Source organism: Accumulibacter sp. (assembly GCF_023806625.1).
Classification (GTDB): domain Bacteria; phylum Pseudomonadota; class Gammaproteobacteria; order Burkholderiales; family Rhodocyclaceae; genus Accumulibacter.
The window spans coordinates 1-4,027 of the sequence record NZ_JAMTDX010000042.1; the positions used below are offsets into that span (position 1 = coordinate 1).

A 4,027-nucleotide genomic window follows, 5' to 3' on the forward strand; every position below is an offset into this window, starting at 1 on the left:
TCGGGGCCGCGTCGGTCATTTATTGGCGGGCCACGGAGCGGGCCGGGGTTGGCAATGTGCTGCCTTATGGGGTTCTGCAAGGCTATTCAGTGATCATCGTGCTGTTGCTGGCGATGCTGAGCCCGTCGCGCTATACCCGAGGCAACGATCTCTATTGGGTGTTCGGGTGGTATGTGCTGAGCAAGTTGTTGGAAACGTTCGATGCCGAGGTTCTCCATCTGGGCAATGTCATCAGCGGCCATACGCTGAAGCATGTCGCGGCGGCCCTCGCCGGCGGCACGGTTTGCTACATGTTGATGCATCGGACCCTCAAGGAACCCGAAGCCTCGCGGGAATCCTCTAGCAACGCATTCGGCGCCACCCCGGAACGGGTTGCCAAGGGTGTTCCTCCCTCGATCTGAGCGGACTGCCGGCCAGGAATCACTCGCTATTTGCGCCAGACGGGAGCGGAAGCGGTGGATATTCACGCCGGTTGAGTGGGTATTGTTCCTCGTGATTCCAAGGAGTTCATCCAATGACAGACGTGACCTATGGGGTCCATTCCGAAGTCGGCGTCCTGCGCAAGGTGATGGTCTGCGCCCCCGGTCTGGCCCACACCCGCCTGACGCCGACCAACTGCGACGATCTGCTCTTCGACGATGTGCTGTGGGTGCAGAACGCCAAGCGCGACCATTTCGACTTCATGACCAAGATGCGCGATCGCGGTATCGAGGTCGTCGAAATGCACAATCTCCTGGCCGAAACCGTCGCCATCCCCGAGGCCAGGAATTGGCTGCTCGACCGCAAGGTGACGCCCAACAACGTCGGTCTGGGGCTGATCGCCGAGACCCGCGCCTTTCTCGAAAGCCTGGAGCCGCGCAAACTGGCCGAGTTCCTGATCGGCGGGGTTTCGGTGGTCGATGTGCCGGACGAGTTTGCCACCTCGGATTATCTGGATCTGGTCCGCGAGTCGCACGGCGTCACCGAGTATCTGCTGCCGCCGCTGCCCAACACCCTGTATACCCGCGACACCACCTGCTGGCTCTATGGCGGGGTGACGCTGAATCCGCTGTACTGGTCGGCCCGCAAGGAAGAAACCTTCCTGACCACGGCCATCTACAAGTTCCATCCGAGTTTCGCCAATGCCAGGTTCGAAATCTGGTGGGGCGACCCGGATGTCGATTTTGGCCTGGCGACGGTGGAAGGCGGCGATGTCATGCCCATCGGCAACGGCGCCGTGCTGATCGGCATGAGTGAGCGGACCTCGCGCCAGGGGATCGGCCAGATGGCCGCCGCCCTGTTCGAGAAGGGCGCCGCCGAGCGAGTGATCGTGGCGGCCATGCCCAAGCTCCGGGCGGCCATGCACCTCGACACGGTGTTCACCTTCGCCGACCGCGATGTGGTCACGCTGTATCCCGAGATCATGAACCGGGTCCATCCGATCTCGCTGCGGCCCAGCGACAAGCCGGTGGGCGTCGAGGCCACCCTGGAGAAAAAGCCGTTTGTCGACGTGGTCGCCGAAGCGTTGAACCTGAGGAAACTGCGCGTCGTCGAAACCGGCGGCGACCACTATGCCTCCGAGCGCCAACAATGGGACAGCGGCAACAACCTGGTGGCGGCTTCTCCCGGCGTGGTGTTCGCCTATGACCGCAACACCTGGACCAATACGCAGTTGCGCAAGGAAGGCATCGAAGTCATCACCATCGTCGGCGCCGAACTGGGTCGCGGCCGGGGCGGCGGGCACTGCATGACCTGCCCGATCATCCGCGACCCGGTTGATTTCTAAAATCTTGCAGTCAACAGCGCCGACGATGAGCCGGCGCTTGATCGATCCGACTCGATCCCACCAATCTACTCAAGGACTAACCCTCATGACGGATACCGACCCGACCACGACCTCGCCCGCAACGGCCCCGCTGCACGATCTCCGGGAGACCATCGAGGAGCGACGCGCGACTGGCCAGGCCGCCCGAAAGCAGGCTCCACGGAGCGCGCGGGCGCATTGGGACGAAACCGCGCGCGGGCACGATGCCCTCGATACGATCCTGGCCCAGAACGCCATCCGGGTCCCCGAGCTGCTCCCCATCCGACATGGACGCATGGCGGCCTCGCCGTGGACCTACTACCGTGGAGCGGCCGCCGTGATGGCCGCCGATCTCGCGTCCCGGCCCCACAGCGGGCTGCGGGTTCAGCTCTGCGGCGACGCCCACGTCCTCAACTTTGGCCTGTGGGCCACGCCAGAGCGGAATCTCCTGTTCGACCTGCGCGACTTCGACGAGACGCTACCCGGACCCTTCGAGTGGGACGTGCAGCGTCTCGCCGCCAGCCTGGTGGTGGCGGCGCGGGAGGATGGCCTCAAGGCGGCCACGGCCGATGAGGCGGTGGTCACGGCGGTGGAGGCCTACCGGAACCAGATGGCCCGCTACGCGACGATGACGGAACTCGACCTCTGGTACGACGGGACTTACGTCGACAGTCTGATCAAGTACTTCGCGCCGGCCGACCGTGGGCAGTTGTTGGTCCACATCGAGAAGGGGTCCAAGCGCCGCACCCACCACGGCGCGTTCGCCAAGCTCGCCACGATGGTCGACGGCCGGCCCCGGATCGACGAGGCCCCACCCATCCGCGTCACCATCGACGACGGCGAGCAGGACGCGCTGACCGACCAGTTCCTGGCCGACTACCGGATGACCCTGCAGGAGGATCGGCGCCACCTGTTCGATCGCTTCACGCCCGTTGACCTGGTCCGCCAGGTCGTGGGGGTGGGTAGCGTGGGCATGCGGGTCTACCTGGCCCTGCTTGAGGGCCGCAGCGGCAACGACCCCCTGTTCCTACAGATCAAGCAGGCCGGTCCGTCGGTGTACGAGTCCCACCTCGGCCCCAGCCAGCACGATAACCACGGCGCCCGGGTGATCGCCGGAAAGCGGGCGCTGCAGAGCGCGACCGACATCTTCGTCGGCTGGGGCTCGTTTCAGGGCAGGGACTACTACGTGCGGCAGTTCCGCGACATGAAGATCATCCTCGACATCGAGTTGCTCGCCCCCATCCTGGTTGAGTTCGCCGCCGCTTGCGGCGAGACGCTGGCCCGGGCCCACGCCCGCACGGGGGACGCCGTGGCGATCAGCGCGTACCTCGGCAAGAGTTCGCGGTTCGCCACCGCCCTCCGCGACTTCGCCCGCCGGTACGCCGACCAGAACGAGCGCGACCACGCGCAGCTCAAGCGCGCTATCGCCGCGGGCACGGTCGAAAGCGCACCTGGCTGGTAGCAACCCGTCGGGCGGTACTGGATCGACGATGCGCTCACAGGTCAAGCGGTGTTATCCGGGTGCCATTCAGGCTCACGTTCGCCCTTAGACCCGAGTTCGTCAGCACGAAACCCACGACCGGCTGCTGCGCGGTCTGGGTCGTGACCCTGGCGTTGGCGCCCACCGTCAGCAACGACAGGGAACCATCGACGCCGGCGGTCCAGCCCCGGCTGGCCTCGAAGCGGCCCAGCGCGTCCTGGGTCATGAACAGGATGAACACTGCCTGCGACTGCGTACCCGCCTGAAGTCCGACCGAGGCCTCGGTCATGCGGAAGTAGCCGGTGGACTTGCCGCCCCGCCTTAATGCGCCTTGACCGTTCGCCCCGCCGACGATGAAGCCGGCGGAAATCACCGACGGAAATACCAGCACGCCCCGTGCCGATGCGACGATTTCCTTCGATCCGGGCGCTTCCTGGTACAGACGCGACAGAGCGCTGTCGACTGCGGAGTCGATGGCCTCGCGCTGTAGCGCGGGATCGCCGGGATTTCCGCTGGTGGTGGTGCAGCCCGTCGTGAAGAGCGCAAGAGCCGCCAGCGAGAGACCTGCGGTAACGAAGTTTCGTCTGTTCATTTATTACCCCTTTCAATGGTTCGAAGAGTGAGTGCAGCCGCGAGCTGCGGGTGGTTAAAAGCAGAGCTTAACCCGAAATCCAGTCCGGATTCCGCTACGCGGCATCCGGGCGAAGAGACTACCCCAGCATCGAGGCCAGGACCCAGACATAGAGCGCTCCGACCGACAATTG

3 protein-coding genes and 1 pseudogene are annotated in these 4,027 nt (G+C 64.9%); 3 read left to right on the plus strand and 1 reads right to left on the minus strand.

Annotated elements, in window-relative coordinates; genetic code table 11:
- The 3 genes and pseudogenes from NFW05_RS07600 to NFW05_RS07610 all read left to right on the plus strand — a co-directional run.
- Positions 1–401, plus strand: a pseudogene (locus NFW05_RS07600) (hypothetical protein); the annotation flags it as partial.
- 113 nt (positions 402–514) lie between these two features.
- The gene (arcA, locus tag NFW05_RS07605; RefSeq protein ID WP_295304518.1) at positions 515–1,765 is read left to right on the plus strand and encodes an arginine deiminase; all 1,251 of its coding nucleotides are present in this window, start codon (positions 515–517) and stop codon (positions 1,763–1,765) included.
- Between the two features lie 85 nt (positions 1,766–1,850).
- Entirely contained in the window at positions 1,851–3,245 is a 1,395-nt protein-coding gene (locus NFW05_RS07610; RefSeq protein ID WP_295304521.1) for a DUF2252 domain-containing protein, read from the plus strand.
- Positions 3,246–3,279: 34 nt separating this feature from the next.
- Here NFW05_RS07610 and NFW05_RS07615 read toward each other — a convergent pair whose 3' ends face one another.
- Entirely contained in the window at positions 3,280–3,855 is a 576-nt protein-coding gene (locus NFW05_RS07615) for a YSC84-related protein (protein WP_295304524.1), read from the minus strand.
- Between the last annotated feature and the right edge of the window lie 172 nt (positions 3,856–4,027).